This is a genomic window from Prevotella sp. HUN102 (genome assembly GCF_000688375.1).
Classification (GTDB): Bacteria; Bacteroidota; Bacteroidia; order Bacteroidales; family Bacteroidaceae; genus Prevotella.
In genome coordinates this window covers 2,060,359-2,077,315 of the sequence record NZ_JIAF01000004.1, presented here as the reverse complement: position 1 = coordinate 2,077,315, position 16,957 = coordinate 2,060,359, and the positions used below count along the sequence as shown (strand labels likewise).

14 protein-coding genes are annotated in these 16,957 nt (G+C 38.8%); 5 read left to right on the top strand and 9 right to left on the bottom strand.

From position 1 onward, the window contains the following. The first annotated feature begins 60 nt into the window (after window positions 1-60). From P150_RS0114255 to P150_RS0114240, 4 genes are all read left to right on the top strand, one after another. Window positions 61-876, top strand: coding sequence for a GSCFA domain-containing protein (locus tag P150_RS0114255; RefSeq protein ID WP_028898287.1), 816 nt, complete (start codon window positions 61-63; stop codon window positions 874-876). A gap of 6 nt (window positions 877-882) precedes the next feature. After that, a complete protein-coding gene (locus P150_RS0114250) occupies window positions 883-1,290 on the top strand; it encodes a Fur family transcriptional regulator (protein ID WP_028898286.1) in 408 nt (135 codons plus the stop codon). A 156-nt stretch (window positions 1,291-1,446) separates the two neighbouring features. Next, window positions 1,447-3,036, top strand: coding sequence for a capsule assembly Wzi family protein (locus P150_RS0114245; RefSeq protein WP_028898285.1), 1,590 nt, complete (start codon window positions 1,447-1,449; stop codon window positions 3,034-3,036). A 10-nt stretch (window positions 3,037-3,046) separates the two neighbouring features. Further along, window positions 3,047-3,490 carry a lipocalin-like domain-containing protein gene (locus tag P150_RS0114240; protein WP_036932240.1) on the top strand — a complete coding sequence of 148 codons (444 nt, stop codon included), beginning with the start codon at window positions 3,047-3,049 and terminating at the stop codon, window positions 3,488-3,490. Here P150_RS0114240 and P150_RS0114235 read toward each other — a convergent pair. Next, a complete protein-coding gene (locus P150_RS0114235; RefSeq protein WP_028898283.1) occupies window positions 3,487-4,599 on the bottom strand; it encodes an MraY family glycosyltransferase in 1,113 nt (370 codons plus the stop codon). The two genes, P150_RS0114240 and P150_RS0114235, sit on opposite strands and share 4 nt — an antisense overlap. A 143-nt stretch (window positions 4,600-4,742) precedes the next feature. Between P150_RS0114235 and P150_RS0114230 the strand changes: the two genes are divergently transcribed. Further along, window positions 4,743-5,501 carry a glycosyltransferase family 2 protein gene (locus P150_RS0114230; RefSeq protein ID WP_028898282.1) on the top strand — a complete coding sequence of 253 codons (759 nt, stop codon included), beginning with the start codon at window positions 4,743-4,745 and terminating at the stop codon, window positions 5,499-5,501. Between the two features lie 125 nt (window positions 5,502-5,626). Here P150_RS0114230 and P150_RS0114225 read toward each other — a convergent pair whose 3' ends face one another. The 8 genes from P150_RS0114225 to P150_RS0114190 form a co-directional block, all read right to left on the bottom strand. Beyond that, a complete protein-coding gene (locus P150_RS0114225; protein WP_028898281.1) occupies window positions 5,627-7,459 on the bottom strand; it encodes a right-handed parallel beta-helix repeat-containing protein in 1,833 nt (610 codons plus the stop codon). Window positions 7,460-7,476: 17 nt separating this feature from the next. Then, window positions 7,477-8,172 (bottom strand): LicD family protein, encoded by a 696-nt coding sequence (locus P150_RS0114220; RefSeq protein WP_028898280.1) that lies wholly within the window; start codon window positions 8,170-8,172, stop codon window positions 7,477-7,479. Window positions 8,173-8,176: 4 nt separating this feature from the next. Then, window positions 8,177-9,094 (bottom strand): hypothetical protein, encoded by a 918-nt coding sequence (locus P150_RS0114215; RefSeq protein WP_028898279.1) that lies wholly within the window; start codon window positions 9,092-9,094, stop codon window positions 8,177-8,179. Between the two features lie 11 nt (window positions 9,095-9,105). Then, on the bottom strand, window positions 9,106-10,251 hold the full coding sequence (locus P150_RS0114210) for a glycoside hydrolase family 99-like domain-containing protein (RefSeq protein WP_028898278.1): 1,146 nt from the start codon (window positions 10,249-10,251) through the stop codon (window positions 9,106-9,108). A 28-nt stretch (window positions 10,252-10,279) separates the two neighbouring features. Next, complete coding sequence (locus P150_RS0114205; RefSeq protein WP_028898277.1) at window positions 10,280-11,596, bottom strand: O-antigen polymerase; 1,317 nt, start codon at window positions 11,594-11,596, stop codon at window positions 10,280-10,282. A gap of 2 nt (window positions 11,597-11,598) precedes the next feature. Continuing rightward, window positions 11,599-13,095: a polysaccharide biosynthesis protein gene (locus P150_RS0114200; protein WP_231477617.1), complete on the bottom strand. Its 1,497-nt coding sequence runs from the start codon at window positions 13,093-13,095 to the stop codon at window positions 11,599-11,601. A 63-nt stretch (window positions 13,096-13,158) separates the two neighbouring features. Further along, on the bottom strand, window positions 13,159-14,226 hold the full coding sequence (locus P150_RS0114195; protein ID WP_028898275.1) for a chain-length determining protein: 1,068 nt from the start codon (window positions 14,224-14,226) through the stop codon (window positions 13,159-13,161). A 108-nt stretch (window positions 14,227-14,334) separates the two neighbouring features. After that, the gene (locus P150_RS0114190; RefSeq protein WP_028898274.1) at window positions 14,335-16,956 is read right to left on the bottom strand and encodes an SLBB domain-containing protein; all 2,622 of its coding nucleotides are present in this window, start codon (window positions 16,954-16,956) and stop codon (window positions 14,335-14,337) included. Between the last annotated feature and the right edge of the window lies 1 nt (window position 16,957).

The window sequence follows — 16,957 nt, the reverse complement described above, 5'->3', positions numbered from 1 at the left end:
AAAATATAAAATTATTTTAAAACAAAGTTACTCCGATAGAAAAGCATTACCTTTGTGGTTATGGAATTTAGAACGATAGTAGACATACCGAAGCCCGATTTCGAGATTCAGTCAGGCGAACGAATCCTGTTCGTGGGTTCTTGCTTTGCCGATAACATCGGTCAGCGATTCGTGGATGAGAGATTTCGCACGAAGGTAAATCCCTTTGGCGTGATGTATAACCCGGCTTCGGTTCTCCACACGGTGGAACAAATGGATGAGGCTTTCGATACAGTAGTCATTACGTTAGGTACTAACCACGTCTACATAGAGAAAGCCACGGGAGAGATAGTGGATAATTGCAGAAAGCGGGCACAGCGATTGTTCAGCGAAGAGGCATTGACTGTCGATGCGTGTTGCGATTATCTTCGGCAGGCAATACTGATTGCAAAGGTGCATAATCCCAACGTGAGAATCATTCTTACGATAAGCCCAATCCGATATGCCAAATACGGCTATCACGAGAGCCAATTGTCGAAATCCACTTTGCTTCTGGCAGTAGACCGTCTGGTGCGTATGTATTCGGGAGAAGTAGTTTATTTCCCTGCCTATGAGATTATCAACGACGAATTGCGCGACTATCGTTTCTATAAATCCGATATGCTTCATCCGAGCGAACAAGCCGTTGAATACATTTGGGAACGGTTGGTTGAAGTTTATTTCTCAGCCCAAGCCAGACAGTTCCTCAGGGAATGGAAGCCCGTCAAGGAAGCATTTGCACATCGTCCGTTCAATCCTGAAAGCGAGGAATACAAGGAATTTATTGAGAATATGAAAGAACGGAACAGGGAACTGGAAAGAAAATACGGTCTCACACCCTTGTTTGGGAAGGAATAGAACTTTATGGATATTATCAACTTACTTACGCGACACGGCGTAAAACCCACTGCGAACAGGATTCTGATAGCCGAAATGCTGTCGAAACAAACGTTTCCTATGTCGATGAAGGAACTGGAAGTGAAGATTCAGACGATAGACAAGTCCAATATCTTCAGGACATTGACCCTCTTCAGAGAACATCATCTTGTGCATCAGGTAGAAGATGGCGATGATGTTGTGCGCTATGAACTCTGTACGAGCGACAATCACGACGAAGACGACGATATGCACGTGCATTTCTATTGTGAATCGTGCCACAGAACTTATTGTCTGGCTGAAATCTCCATACCAAAGGTGGATTTGCCCGAAGGATATGCGCAGAACAGTATTAATTATATGATTAAAGGTATCTGCCCACGCTGCAAGAAATAGCAAGTAAGTGATAATCAGACAGTAAATCTGCAAATATGAATGGCAGATGACTTGCTGAATCAGTCTATGGGTTTCTGAAAACAAAAATGAGCTTGCGATATGTCCGTAGTTCGCACATTTTTTATTATCTTTGCTCCTTATATAAATATGTATGGTATGAAACGACATCTGTTATTTGTGTTTGGTGTGGCGTGTGCTTTGTCTGCAATGGCAAATATGCCTGATTCTGCCCCTAAAGACACAACTCATTCGCGCGCATTGAGCAACATAGAATATAAGGTGGAAATGCAAGGGAGCTTTTCTGCCAACAAAACACCGTTGTGGCTGAATGCCAATAAATATGGCTTGAGTTCTCTCGACAAGATAAACGGCTATGTGAGAGGTTCTGTGGAACGCCCGATAGTTGTTGATGAAGGACGAAAATGGGGATTGGGCTATGGTCTTGACGTTGCTGTGCCTGTGAACTACACGAGCAGTTTTGTGATTCAGCAGGCATACGTTGAAGGAAGATGGCTGCACGGAATGCTGACAATCGGTGCAAAGCAGCATCCTATGGAACTGAAGGATGCAAGACTTAGCACGGGTTCGCAGACATTGGGTGTCAATGCCCGTCCGATTCCACAGGTTCGGCTGTCGTTGCCTGAATACTGGACGCTACCATTCTTCAATGGATGGCTGCATTTGAAAGGGCACATAGCTTACGGTATGATGACGGATGATAACTGGCAGCACGAATTTACCGGTCGTAAATCCAAATATGCCGATAATGTTTTATACCATTCAAAAGCCGGCTATCTCAAGATTGGCAACGAAGATGTCTTTTGCCCTTGGTCTGTGGAGTTAGGTTTGGAAATGGGAACAACGTTTGGTGGCACGTCGTATCGTCTGAATGATGATGGGATGATGTTTGAAACTAAGGGAGAGACAGGCTTGAAGGCTTTTTGGAATGCTTTCTTTCCCGGAGGAGCTGACCCGGGAGAAGTAATTTATCAGAACGCAGAAGGAAATCAGTTTGGCAGTTGGGTTGCCAAAATAAGCCATAAAAGCGACTGGAACACCATTTCATTTTATGCCGACAAGTTCTTTGAAGACCATTCTTCTATGTTCCAACTCGATTATGATGGTTATGGAGAAGGAGAGGAATGGCAGATTAAGAAAAAAAGGAAATATCTGCTGTATGACTTTAAAGATTGGTTGTTAGGAATAGAGTATAAATATCATCCGGATAACTGGATCAATGATTTTGTTCTCGAATATGTATATACCAAATATCAAAGTGGTCCAATCTATCACGATCATACGCAGACGATAGGCGATCATATTGGTGGTAACGATGATTTTTACAATCATTATATTTATACAGGAAATCAACATTGGGGACAGTCGATAGGAAATCCTCTTTATCGTTCTCCAATATATAATGAAGATGGTACGATTGTCTTCGACAATAATCGTTTCATTGCCTATCATTTAGGTTTAGGTGGGCATCCTAATGAGTTTTTGAACTGGAGATTCCTTGCAACATATCAGACAGGATGGGGAAGTTATGCTAATCCATACGCTGAATCTCATCATAATATGAGCTTGATGGCTGAAGCATCCTATCTGTTTCATAATCAATCAAGGAAATGGCTCAATGGCATTACTGTAACGGGAGCTTACGGTATAGACTTTGGAGCAATATTAGGTGGAATAAATCACGGTTTTCAATTAACAATAAGGAAGAACGGAATATTTAAATTATAGAATAGAGATTATGAAGATAAAACAGATAAAAATATTGTTCGCTATTCTTGTCGCAATGTTGGGACTTGCTTCCTGTTCACTCTTTGAAACGGATAATGCGCCGGAAGAGTTGGAGGGAATGTGGTATTTGACAGAAAAGAAAACTTATGACGGGACAGCAGATTGCAGAAGTCAGCGCATATTCTGGTCTTTTCAGGGAAAACTTTTAGAATTGGAGGATAAGAGCCGAACACATTCAAGTATTTTGTATCATTATGCGAAAGAGGGAAGTAAACTGGTGCTTGAAAATCCCTATCGTTATGATAGAGAAAATGGAGATGAATTGCTGACAGAACCTTCACTCCTCTTGTTTTACGGCATCAATTCTTTGTCCGTCACTTATACAATATCTATAAATGATGATAAATTGATTTTGAATGACGGACAAAACGAACTTCATTTCATAAAGTTCTAAACTTCTTGGAAAGGCTTTAAGCCTTTCCTTTTTATTATGGGATTGATAATGCTCAGATGTAAGAATGAATAGACAAAAATATCAATAAAAATCAATATAGTGATATTAAATACGCCTAAAAGTGCATTGTTGAGCACAATGAAGAAAATGGCCAATCCAATGATGGCAACCAATGCTTGGTGCTGTGTTAAGCCCATTCTCATCATCTTGTGATGTATATGATTTTTATCTGGTCGGAAAATTCCATATCCGTGTACTATTCGTGCTATGATTACCCTGCATACGTCAAATACCGGTACTATCAATAAGGTTACGGAGAGGAACATTGATTCTTTACGATAGTTCATTACGTGAGGATTATCCATACAGAACTTGACGAGAAGTACGCCCAAAATATAGCCAATTGTTAATGAACCGGAATCGCCCATAAAAATCTTCTTGTTGTTCTCTGCTTTGCCGAACATATTGAAATAGAAATATGGAATCAAGACACCCATCAGTCCTGCAATGAGAATACAGTAAACCCATAGTTGCTCTACAAAGAAGCAGTAGAAGAAACCGGTAAGTGCAATGAATGATAGACCCGAAGATAATCCATCTATTCCGTCAATCAGATTGATGGCGTTCATTATGAAGACAAGGACAAAGACTGTTAGTGGTGCGCCAATCCAGAAAGGAACTTGCTCAATACCGAGAAATCCATAAAAATTATTGATGTATAGTGATGAAATGGGGAGGAGAGAAGATACAAAAATCTGTATGAAGAATTTATGTTTTGCTTTTACTCCAAAGATATCATCTAAAAGTCCGATAGTGTAAATGACAACCAGTCCCAATGCAAAATAGATAGTCCAAGGACTGATTTGAATTTTCTTGCCATTGTAGGCATACGACCAAACTAATAGAGCAATAACCGTTGCTATCAGCATACTTGGCAGAAAAGACACACCTCCTAAACGAGGAACTGCGTTTTTATGTACTTTTCTCTGATTGGGAATATCATATAAATTCTTATCCTTGCAATATTTTAAAATGCGGGGAATAATGATAAAACCGCAAACGCTGCTCAGGATTAAAGCTAAAAGACTAACTATGATGTATGTAAGCATACTGATTTGATATGTTTTTTTTAGTTTAATAACATAACTTTGTAATCTTGCTTTTATTGTGTAAATTAGGAAATAATATTTTACATCTATAAAAATATTTTAGTCTTTAAGCCGTTATATATTGCGTAAAGAAAGATTCTATAATGAAAATATCAATAGTAACTGCAACTTTTAATAGCGAGGCTACCATTGCCGATACGATAAATTCTGTTTTAAGCCAGGATTATAAAGATATTGAATATATCATTGTGGATGGAGGATCTACGGATAAAACAATGGAAATTGTTAAATCCAAGATACAAGAGTTTGGCAATAGATTAAAATATATATCTGAAAGCGATAAAGGAATCTATGACGCTATGAATAAGGGAATTAGAATGGCAAGTGGAGAAATTGTTGGTATATTAAACTCAGACGACTATTATACTTCTTCAGATGTTCTTTCAACTTATGCCAAGGAGTTTTCAGATAAAAATATAGATGCAGTTTACGGTGATATACATTTTATTCGTGAGAATGAGCCAAGTAAGATAGCGCGTTATTATTCATCAAGGATTTTTCGTCCTTCGTTGTTACGTTTTGGTTTTATGCCCGCTCACCCCTCTTTTTATTTGCGTCGTTCTGTTTACGAAAAGGCAGGTCTTTATAGTTTGGATTATAAAATTGGGTCAGATTTTGAAATGATGGTGCGCTTGTTTAAAAAGAATCATATAACTTATAAATATATTGCAAAAGATGTTGTAACTATGCGTATGGGAGGGGCAAGTACAAATGGAGTAGGGAGCCATTATCAACTTTTGAAAGAAGATACAAGAGCCTGTAAATCAAATGGTATCTTTACGCACCCTTTGCTGATTTCGTTGAAATACATATACAAAGTATTTGAATTTAAATTATGGTAGATAAGGAAGGAAACTGGAGAGATATGTAGGTCTTTACTTGGAATAGCTGCTTATTGAATAAGTATGTATCATTAATTTTACTTAAGGCAAAGAAGTTTTTTATAGACCAAATATTTTCTCTTTCCTTATTGCTTGTATGGATTATTTATTGGTCCGTATGGAAAGTTTGGTTGTAGTTTGGTTGTCGTGTTGATAATCTTATTTTGGGTAAACGTATTGGTATTGAGTCTGTAACTGAAGACTTTATCGCAATTGACGATAAGATTTCCGTTTATAATGTTTCTGTCTGCACCTCGGAGAATATTCCGTTTGAGTTCAGGATATTTATTCTTGTAAACATTGGAGTTTATATTGACATCATCGTATATTTTTTTCTGAATATCTTTCGATTTTATACTATTCTGCCAATAGTTTTCGTAGTTATGAAAACTGATAGCTAAAGGACAATTGAAGATAGTATTATTTCTTATGATGTTGTCTTTACCTGCGTGGACCTCTATGGCTCCGTATTGTTTTGAACCACATTGCTCGAAAAAGTTATCTTCAATCAGTACGCCTGATATTAAGTCATCTAACCGGATAGCTGCAACTTTTTCACGATTTCTTCCTCCAATGTTTCTCCAGTAGTTGTGTCTGAAGACGAGTCCACGATAGGAAGGATCTTTATAGGTATCAAAGCCTCCTTGGTCATCGCAGACTGTAGCCAGATTTTCAAAGAGATTATTTTCAACGATTGCATCATTGCCACTTATCCATAATGCAGATGACGGCATATTGCTAAATTCATTATGGCTGATGTGAAGACCACAACCTGTGAAATTGACAGCTTGCTCATAAGTAAAATGGTAGAGACTGGAATTACGAAAAACATTATTGGTTATTTCAGTTTCAGAGGATATTAAGTTTTTCCTGTCTCCTCCAGAAACCCAAATACACTTCTCGCAAACCTCATTGAAATAATTATTTGTAAACAGACTATTCTGACAATTTGTAAAATACAGACAGTCGGCTCCGAAACACGAAAAATGACATCCTTTGATTCTTACATTTGTCGTGTTGCTTGCTGTTATAGCTCTATTTAAACCACAGGAAAAACGAATTCCTTCAACAGATATATTCTCGGAATTATCAAAATTAAGCATAGCCCATCCTTGATTGACGGGAATTTGGACGGTAGTATTTTTATGATTTGAGACAATGTAGAGGGTAGCCGTAGACTTGTCAAGATAATATTCTCCGGGAACATTGAGAAAGTCATAAGCATTGAGTGCATAGAAGCGTCCTCCCTTACGATAGCCGTAATGGCTGTCTCCCAGTATGATGATTTTGTTTTGCTTATCTATTTCCTCTACTTTCTGATAGGTGGCATCCCAGTCATAGTTCCAAAAACCATTTAGATAGGAATCTGACGACAAATGAGTTAGCATCTTGTCTTCGTATTTGATAAATCCTTCTTTATACGCTCCATTCTCTGTTTCTGTTATACCTGTTACATCCGTAATAGTGATAAATCCTTCGTCAGGATAACGTGCGACGTTCATACGCTGTCCATCCATATATAATTCTAAGCGATTATAATCGGATGTTAATTCACTAAACTTGTTGATAAGTTCTTCGTTAAGTTTTGTTTTGAGCAGAAAAGAATTGCCAATATTCTTGACAATGCTGAAATTACTGATATCGATGCTGCCATATATAGCAACACTTCCTGATGGAGAACCTATTATTTGGAAAGAACCTTTACCACGAATGTTTGACAGCTTGAGCTCATTTCTAATGCTATAAGTACCCTGTGAGAATATTAGAGCAACATTTGAATCTTGGTATCTTTGGAAATAAGTCGTCGCTTCAATCCATCGTTTCTCAATATCTTCTCCGGGATTGATAGTGAAAATCTTGTCTTGAGCAGTTAGCTGAATACAGATGGACATAAACAAAGACAGAAGATAGACTTTCATAACACTATTTCTGTATTTTAAATTTTAGATGCAGATTCCGTTTCTAATCGATCAAGGTATTTGGCATCTCTTTTAGCTTGCAATGTTTCTACAATTGACTGAGGAAGGAGTGCCTTGATGTATTGTGAGAGGAACATCTTGAACTTTGTTAGTTTTGACATGTTGAAATCAAAAAATGGTTGAGGAGTCTTCCAGTCTTCTCCATAATAGAGTTCCAAAAAACCAACGGGGTCGGCACAAGTCTCAAAAGTTTCGCCTTTAAATTCTATGTTTTTTGTATCTTCGATGAATTTTTTTGGAAGCACATCACGGGCACAGTAGCGACGGTCATTGTGCTTTGGGTAGATACCAAAGAAATAAAGGTCGATATATTCCCCTTTTCTGATAATGGACATAAAACCACGGGACTCGTATCTTGCCATCTCAAATCCATTTTTTCGTAATTCAAATAAAAGGTCAAGAAAATGTGGCATATCTTCTAGCTTGAGAGCAAGGTCAATATCTTCATCGTGTGTGATAAAATCTTTCTCTCTGATAGCACCTAATAGTGTGCCATAGTAAAGAAGAAAATGTAGGTTGTTTGCATCGCATATTTTTTTCAATAGCAGCAGATTCTCGAATGCAATGGTTTTATTTATGGGTTTGATTCCCGGATAGATGGGGACGAATTTGTATCTATAAACCCCATTGCCTGTTTTTATCTTTAGTTTCATAAAATTATCTAATTATTTTCTTAATTTGTTCTTTAAGCTTAAAGGGAATATTTCTCTTTATTCTGTTGAGCAGCGTGTTGTCTTTCCGATAAAATTCTCTATCAAAAGTATCGTCAGGAACAATATACCGAGGGTGGGATAGGGGAGAAGTAATCGCTTTGCTTTTTATGAATATATCATTTCCATTGGTATGGGTAGCCTCTGTATCGTTCCCAATATTGGAAATTAGATTCACTTGTGGGAAAATGCAGAGTTGATTTTGTGCTGCTAAAGAAAAATACCATTGCCAGTCCCAAGCAGAAACCCTTGCTTTTTTGATGTAATCGATTTGGAATAGCCAGTGTTGTTTCTCTTTTGCTTGATATCCACGGTTTTGTAGTATATTCTTTTTGTCTTGGGCAGAAAGTAGAAATCTCATTTTTATATCTATTTGCGTCCACGCACGCTTCCATGTTGCCCATCCCCAACAAGCCGCATATTTTGAAAAGCAATAAGAGTGAGGCATTAGATAGTTTTCGATAGGATTAGTTCCTGCAATCATACCAATGCGATAATCGTCTTTATATTTATGCAGTAGTTCGGAGATATAGGGGAAGAATGTCGGTTCGGCAATACAATCGTCTTCGAGAATGATTCCCATTTCTTCGGTTTCAAACATCCAATTAATAGCACTATGTACACCTTCAGAGCAGCCCACATTGTTGTTTCTGAATAGTGTATGAACATCACACTTCCAGTCTATATCATTGAGAATGGACTGTCGCGTTTCATCAACTTTCTCTGCTTCGCCTATAACATTGTTACGTGCACCATCGCCCGCAATGTATAACTTTTGAGGTTTAATTGCTTTAATCTGTTGGAAGCTTTGCAGAGCGATGTCCTTTCTCTTGAATATTACAAATAATATGGGTATATCGTACATTGCAGATGTTTTTATATGATAGTGTCTTTTAAAGCCTCAAGAAAACCATGTCCATATTTAGAATCAGGTTCTACGTAGTTTCCTTCTCCCCATTCATTCCATGAACGAAGAAAAAGAACTTTATGTTGTTCATCTCTTCCATCAATAAATTTTAATGCATCTTTGATGTGAGTTTTGAAATTCTCTGGTGTTGCGTTAATATAGATTCCTTCACTGTTAGCTGCTCGTGGAGTTCTGTCCCATTGTGGCAATATGGTAGGATAAACATTGGACCACGAATCTTCCGGTGCAAAGAAATTCTTCACTACTTTAGGGTAATTGTATTTAAGAGAAGGTAAGAAGGGTAGCCTTTTATGTGCAACCATTGATAAGATACGGAGAAATTTACCTTGGGTAATCATTTCTGCACGAGACTTTCCAATGGAGTTTATACCTTGAAATCCTAAACTTAATATATCTTCATACACCTTTTTGCTTGAGTTTAGATTAGGAAGTACTCGTTCTATGCTTCCATCTTCCTTACGTTGCATAGTAGTTGTTGAATTGATAATAGCAATAAAATATATGCCTTTTAATCCGTTCATTTTTGCAAGTTCTTGCCACTTTTGTATAAAATTGGTTATGTCTTGGAATGCATACGGATCGAAAATAGGGAATATTGGCATATCGTCTATTGTTATATACCTATGGTCTTTGAAAGCAGGTAGTACATAGTTGAAATGAGCAATATAATCTTTTTCACCGGGATAAGTCTGTTTTGCTATCATCATTTTCTTTCCATCATTCTTCCATGTCTTTGTAGTCCAATCGTGATTGGCCCACGCAAGACAGAAAGGAAAGTCAGGCTTACCTGAAGCTAATACTTCTTGAAAAACATCTTGAAGCAGCATTTTTCCATTGCCAAACCAATAATGCCAATAACAAAACCCTTCAACACCTGCATCTTTAGCCATTTGAGCCTGTTTTTCTCTAACTTCCGGCACTCTAAGGTCGTAAAAACTGAGGTCGGCAGGTATGTGTGGTTGGTAATGACCTCGGAATTGTGGCTTGGCTTTAGCTACATTTATCCATTCTGTAAAGCCAGGTCCCCATGCCTCATCATTCTCTGGAATAGGATAAAACTGAGGGAGGTAATATGCTATGACTCTTGCTTTCATTGGGTTCTCTTATTGATATATAAAATAATTATTCTTTCTTTGTGATAGCTGTTGCTTCTTTTGGGAAAGTATCTTCTAATTTCTCGTGATACAGTAAGTAGGTATAGAGTAATATGAAGTTGATAATTCTTAGATTACCACCGATATCTGAATAGGAGAAAAGATACATCCCTCCTTGCATGTTGATGCAGAGGACAAAGTAGAGAAGGAGAAGTTGGCGGAGTTTGATTGAAGATCCACGTGTTCGTGTAAGAACGATAATGAGTAAATTGAACATAATAAATATAACAACCGTATAAACAGGGCCGTAATCTATGGTAAAATCACCAACAAAGGTGGTGAAGAAATGGTCGTCTATGTTTAGGTTGTGATATTTGTCCCTTCGTTCCATAAAGTTTTTGGGAGTTTTAGGGTCGATTATTCTCTTTATTAAATTTGCTGTTCGGTCTCCGTTGCGTGTTCCTCCTGCATCTAAGCCAAAGTTATTGAAGTATAAACTTCCTTGTCCAACATACCAGCTGATGAAACCTTCTATGGTTCCTGATGCATCACTATCCTCGCCAAATCGACTTACGGTTATCGCCGTGAATGGAATGGCGATTAAGATAGCTGCTGCTATTCCTATGATGCTAAATATCTTTTTTATTTTTGCTTGAATGTATTGTTTGAACAGCATATAGCCTCCGATAATGGTAAAGACAGCTAAGGCTACTCCTGAACGTTGTCCCTGTGTAATGGCTACAATGAAGTTGGCAATGATGCCTGCTGATAGGCAGAAAAGGAAAAACTTATTCTTCTTTTCTAAGGTAAGATAATAGAAAAATATGAATATAGCAATGTCGCTAAGTGAGTTGAATATGATTGCAGGAAGATTCCTAATGGCACTTCCAGAAGTTTCGACTCCTTCTATTTTTTCCATATATGCCTCTTTTCCTGCTGAAGGGTCGGCAACAATATCAACAAGGTTGGCACTATCCTTCATTATGCCTGGAATCATAAGAATGGTACTAAGCAAAATAATAACACTAATGAATCCTAATATGCGTGTATAGATAGGTTGTATGGTGCTTGTTGGTCGGTAATGGACAACAATTAAAGGAGTTAGTGCTATCATCATCATCAAATACAGATAGATGTAGGGGAACACTTTTAGCGGATTATACGCTATTGAAAAGAGTGGATCGTTCAGTGAAAGAATTGAGAATATCGCATAAATGATGTATGCTGTGATGATCGCACTTCCTCCATCCCATATATTTCGTCTGAATTGGTAACAAATAAGTGTGATTACCCATACAGAAAGAAATCCTATTGCAAGTATATTGTTTAATAATGCTTCTGACATAATTACGCTTTCTTTTTATGATATAGGTGTAATAACATAGCCCTTTCTGTTTTATTTAGTCCTAATATAAAAGAAAGACCAATAGCGACGATAGGGAGTAAGAGAAACATTAGAACAAAATGCAGAATAGCTGTTGTGATTTGTTGGAAAACAACAGCCGTCATAGCACTTAGTGCAGTAATAAGAATAGCAGGAAAGGCAAATCCAATGGAATACTGTGAATAAGCAAAAGGCTTAAATGTCCGTTTCAAGCACCATAGCCTGGCTATGTGGGCAATGATGCAAATGCTCAACATAACAAGGAATACAGCATAAGATGGACTTCCTGATTTATATAGTATCCATGTGATAGGTAAACTTAGTAGTGTGATACTTTCAACGACTATATGATATTCTTTTACTTTGCCCGTAGCTTCTATTATGATAGTAATTGGGTTGTTGAGTGCTAACAAAGATATAAAGATAATCATCAATCGTGCAAAAAGAACAGTTTCGCTATTAGCATTGCCTAACCATAATTTGAGTATGGTTTCCATTTCTATGAGAATAGGTAGTCCGATGCAGAGCAATGTGTAATACAGAAACTTGTTACTAATATTGAATAATTGGTGTATATACTGAAAATCGTCCTTAGCATAGGCTTTTATCATTGCTGGACGAAACGATAAAACCATACTATTGCTCAAAGCGTTAAAGGCATTGCTTATCTGCATTGCAATACCAAAAGCCATATTGGAGATGGGGCCGAAAAATACGTTTATAAGTATTGTGTTCCCTTGATTCATACCCATACTGGCCAATGAGCCGAACATAGTCCATCCGGAAAATTTGAGGAGTTGGCGATAAAGGATCTTGTCATTCGTTTTTGTGTAATGACATTCCTTATATTTCATACCCCTCCATGCGTACATCCCTAAAATAATTCCCGCTTCAGCAAGCAGACCGAAACCATAAAATGCTAAGTGGTCAGTGTCTACTATTGTGATGATTGCAGCCAGTAGCAATCGTAGCAAGCTGTCAATAGTAGACAATACTGCATATACTCCCATATTTTCGTTAGAAAAAATAGCAGCTGTAAAAGGAATCTGTAATAGGGAGAAGATAAAAACGAAAATAGAGCAATGATATAAGCAAAGAGTTGTCGTTAATCTCTCAGGTGGTATTGTCATTTGAGTGCTGACGAACCACAGCCCAATAGTTTCAAATAGTATAATGGTAGCTATACATAAAACAAAGATGATGTTCATACTCGCTGAAAATATATTATTCAGGCGTTTGTTATCTCCTTGACCCAATGCGATTGAGAAGAATCTCTGAATTGATAATGCAAGAACGCCACTGATGAAACCAGCAGAAGTAACAACACCTGCGACAGCGTTGAATATTCCATAATCAATGAATCCTAAGCCTTTCAGGACGAGTCGAACGGTATATAGGTTGATAATTGTAAGCAGCAACATACGAAAGAACATAAGGGTAGTGTTTTTAGCTATCCTCATATTCTTTTCTGTATTTTTATTGCTACTTATTTTATTATTCTCTACCATTTACCGATTAAAGAACTATTTTTCTTGTGTTTGTGCCCGTGTGATATTTTTCAAGACGAATAAACTCGTTACTATAAAAGCAAATACCGTCATACCCAGTACGAATAACATTCGCTTCGGACCAGTAGGCTTGACAGGAACTGCCGCTCCTTTTATTTGAGTGAATACGGGGGTGCGTTCACGCAGTTTGGCAAGAGCTAATTGTAATTGATTCTTTAGCTGACTATAATTGTTATATTGGAGTTGCATTTCATTCTCCATATCCTCTCCTTGTGATTGGATACTTGGGAGGGTTACGTCTGTATTGGTATCAGAAAAGATTCCATATTCTTTTCGTTGGTTTTCATAAGAATGTTTTGCCTCATCAGTCAGTTTCTTATAATATTCAACATCTCGGCGTGCCTTGTCTGTACGGTACTTTACAATGAATACCTTTAATTGTTCTCTTGTAGAGTCGGCAAGAATCTTGGCAACAAGAGGGTCTTGGTCTTCTGTGTTAATGGTTATGGCACCAGTTTTCTTATCAACTTTTATGGTAACTTGACTTCTGATACCTTCTATAATATCATTGTCTAATTTTGTCAAACGATACGCGTCAAAGGGAGCTCCTACTTTATACTTTCCTTTTTCAGGTTCTTTGTTGGAGATTTTATTGATAATATTCTGTATTTGTTTTTTCCACCACGGTGTCTTGGTTGCTGTGCGTTTATAATCATAAAGCGAGCCACTGAAAGAACTATCCTTTGTTTGAACCTGCGTTTGAAGAAGCATTGCAATAAAACCATTATCATCCATAAGGTCGGGATAAAGCATAGGAGTAATGGCATCTGAAGATTCCAAGGCAGACATATCCAAACCAAATGTTGAAGCAAGTGAGCCTAAACTTCCTCCACCAACCCCTTTGCTTTCTATTTCCGGCGCAAATTCAGTACTTGAGGAATATGTTCTTGGTATGCTTAAGATATATAAACTCGACAACAAGATTGTCAATGTCATAACAATAAGGTATAATATCTTTTTTTTCCAGATTTCACGGAAAACGGCAGCATAATCAATTCCTCTATATTCTGTTTGATAGCCCATAATAGATTTCTCTTATTCTCTATTGTTTGATTTATTATTTTCTATTTTCAGGTCAGGATGAAAGATGGAATGTGCTTCCATTCTTTCCCCATAGTACCTGATAAATTCTTATTTCAATATATTAGCTAATGTTGCCAATACGGCAGCCATACTTGTAGCACTGGAACCCATTGCCATCATTTCTGCCAAACTCATCTTTTTGCGGTTCTTTGTTGGAACAATGATTTCGCAACCTGGGCGAACTTTGGCGTTATGGCCAACTCTTGCCTGCATTCCGTTCATATATACAATATAGGTCTGTCGCTTTTTGGCATCCTGTGCAAATCCACCTGCCTGATCAATATAGTATGCGACGCTCTTTCCTTCTCGATACACGACAGAGTTTGGCGACATAACTGCACCGTTGATCTTCACCGTACCATTGAATTGAGGTACGATAATACGGTCGCCCTCGCGAAGTATAAGGTCGGCATCGCTGCCCGGTGCTTCAATGGCTTTGTCTAATTCGATACCAACAAGATATGTTTCCGGAATCTGAAACTTTTTCAGACTTACTTCTTGATTTTTTTGAGCAGCCTGCAATATGTTGCCTCCACCACTACTGTTTGTCGCCATGTCAAGCAAGTTTTTGTTTTCCTGTTCAACCTGTGTCTTGTAGGCAGCCTCGATACGCATTTTTTCCACCTGTGTTGGCTTGCGCTCCAAACGTGCTCCTTGAATGTAAGCCAAGTCTGTCGCTCCACCTGCTTTCTTGAATATATCGCTCAAGCGGGTATTGTTGCCGGTTAAGGTATAGTTGCCGGCAAACATCACTTCGCCCTCAATCGTTACGTTCTGAAGTTTTGTTGTACCTGGACTCTTGCGCACGAAAACTTCATCGAACGGAGCGAGGGTAAAGCCCGGTTGTCCGTCGATGACGAAGCCATCCTTCAAAGCGAAGGAGAAACTCTGTGCAATGATGGAATCCGTTGTCAGTGCTTCCGGATTAATGATTCTTCGTGATACGTCTACGCGCACGGTTGAGGCAGTCTGTTTCAAACCACCTGCCTGCAAGATAAAATCCTCTACGGTTTCGTTGTCGGCATATTTATAGACGCCGGGATATTGCACTTCGCCGTGAATCGTTATAGTCTGTTCTTCCTGAACATCAGTTCTCGTTGGAATGAAAAGTACGTCCTCATTCTGCAAAGGAATGTCTGCCACTCTTCCAAGGAGGATTCCGTCTACATCAACCGGGATAACCTCCAATGTACGGTCGGCTTTCATTCGGTGCATTACGGCGTGTGGCGCAAATGCGTATTCGTTCAAGCCCTCTGCTGCTTCTATCAATGCCCTCACGCTGTTGATTTGTCCGCCAACCTCATACATACCCGGTCTGAACACGGCTCCCTTAATCTCTACCATATTCTCGAAGCGGGCAATGACGGAATCCACATTCACAGAGTCTGCATCCGAGAGTTTGAAGTGGTTCATATCGAACTCATTCACATTGTAGATGGAGTATTGTCTGCCAGTCTTGCGCAGCACTCTTACGGATTTGGTGTAGGCATCGCCAGAGAAGCCTCCTGCGTATGAAATCAACGAGCCGAGACTTTCCTCGCGTTTCATCTCATAATACATTGGACGCTTTACTTTACCGCTGATGTTTACCAGCATATCGTATGCCCCGACAACAATCACGTCGTTGTCTGCCAAACGAACATTTCCTTTGAGGTTGCCTCTCTTCAGGAAATCATAGATATCGACAGTACTGATGAGCGAACCGTGGCGATAGACCTTGATATTGCGCATCGTTCCGAGTTCGCCGATGCCACCTGCCATATAGAGTGCGTTGAAGACGGTTGCAAAAGCTGATAGGGTATAAGTACCGGGAGTCTTGACCTCTCCGACTACATTGACCATAATCGTGTGAGTCTGTCCGATTGAGAGACGGATGCTCGAACTGCTGTAACGTTTTCCCATCCTGTCCTGAATGCGTCTGTTGGCCTGACCTACTGTGAGTCCGCTGACCTGAATGGGGCCAATACCCTCAATGGTAATTACACCATCGGGAGCAACGGTAGTCTGTATGGATTTCTGTGAAGCTCCATATATATCAATGAATACGGCATCGCCGGGACCGATGCGGTAGTTGCTTGGCAAAGCCATATTCATATTAGGCTCGAAAGAAAGGTTTTTGTTGTTGAATATATCACGTCCCCAAACCTTTTTCTTGTTTTTACTCAGCTTCTTTAACAAGTTTTCGTACATCGCAGCCGTATCCTGTGGAAGCCAAGTATCCATTTCTTCCTGCATCAGCAGGTACTCGCTGTCGGTTTCATCGAAAGTGTTTTTTTCGGTCTTGTTTCTTGAAATACGATTGTTTGAATACAAGTCTGCCTCGCTCTCTTCTTCTGAATATTCCTTCAAAGTTTCATCGGCGATTTTCTTTTTGTTTACCCCCGGACGTGTTTGTCCGTTGTTGGTTCGGCTGCGGTCGCCATCTTGGGTCTTGGCGGTGCCCAGATTGGCATTTCCTTTCTTCATTTTCTCATACGAATTTTTTACGCGACGAATCTGTGTGATGTCTACGCCATTCTGCATAAGTTTTGTAACAATCTGCGCTTGAGAAGTTCCTTTACCCTGTTCTTTTACTACAAATTCCATAACCTGACTGTCCGTCATAGTGGATTGACTATATACTCCGATTGAACAGAGCAGGATAGTGAACAAAAGAATATATCGTTTCATA